This is a genomic window from Candidatus Accumulibacter aalborgensis (assembly GCF_900089955.1).
GTDB classification, from domain to species: Bacteria; Pseudomonadota; Gammaproteobacteria; order Burkholderiales; family Rhodocyclaceae; genus Accumulibacter; species Accumulibacter aalborgensis.
Genome location: NZ_FLQX01000148.1, coordinates 1 through 885, shown reverse-complemented (window position 1 = coordinate 885; position 885 = coordinate 1). Strand labels below are relative to the sequence as shown.

The following is an 885-nucleotide window of genomic DNA, read 5'->3' as shown; positions in this document are numbered from 1 at the left end:
GTTTACGCTCTGTTTACGCTACGGGTATGAATTCTCTTGCGGGCCACCGTGACGTCAGCTCCGTGCCGGGCAGCGGCCACCGCCAGAAGTTCAGTGATTGAAGCGCAGCACGAGGCTGGCGGCACCGAGTGCCTTACCGCCCTTGAGCGCATCGAGCACGGCGGCCTTGTCGAGCCCGGGCGGCAGCGCCTCGGCTTCGAGCGAGGTGGCGATCAGTGTGAAGACGTAGTGCTGCGGCGCGTTGCCACGCGGTGGGCAGGGGCCGAGGTACGCCATGCCGAGCGAGTTCTTGCCGACCGTGAGGGCGGCTGGCGCCGCGAGGGCCGCGCCCTCGGGCAGGCCGGACGCATTGGCGCTGATGCCGTAGCCGACCCAGTGGTTCACCCCGAGCCCGGCGCGGCCGGCTTGATCGTCCATCAGGATCACGAAGCTGCGCGTGGCCGATGGCGCGCGTGCCCAGGCCAACGCGGGCGAGATGTTTTCGCCGGGACAGTTGGCGTTCGCTGGGTTCTTGCCGCCGTATTTTGCCTCTAGGGGAGCGTTGTCCACGCGGCCTGGCGACCACAGGCTGAAGCCCTTGTGTCCGGGGTCGCCGCCCGATGGCGGAGTCGCACATGCCGTGGCAAGCACAGCGACCGCCGCAAGCAACAAGCCACGCAAGGTGAGGGATGGATTCATCGTGATCTCGTTCAAAGAAGTTCGCCGTTCAATGGCTTCCGGCAGGCCACAACTGCATCTTGTGTGGCCTAACGTAGAGCTAACCGGCGCTGCGCGGCTTTCTCGCGCAGCGTCCAGCGACGGAAGGAAGCGAGGTTGAGCGCCGTGTTGGACGAAGCCGCTACGCGGAGGAAACGGCGGCGCTGTCGTGGTGTTGAAGTCAAGATG

At 66.1% G+C, this 885-nt stretch carries 1 protein-coding gene; it reads right to left on the bottom strand.

Annotation, left to right across the window (positions count from 1 at the left end; translation table 11 throughout):
• Positions 1-90: 90 nt before the first annotated feature.
• Complete coding sequence (locus ACCAA_RS18680; protein ID WP_186408764.1) at positions 91-678, bottom strand: YbhB/YbcL family Raf kinase inhibitor-like protein; 588 nt, start codon at positions 676-678, stop codon at positions 91-93.
• Between the last annotated feature and the right edge of the window lie 207 nt (positions 679-885).

Coding starts and splice junctions, on each gene's coding strand:
- ACCAA_RS18680 (WP_186408764.1), bottom strand. CDS start 678: ATGAATCCATCCCTCACCTTGCGTGGCTTGTTGCTTGCGGCGGTCGCT.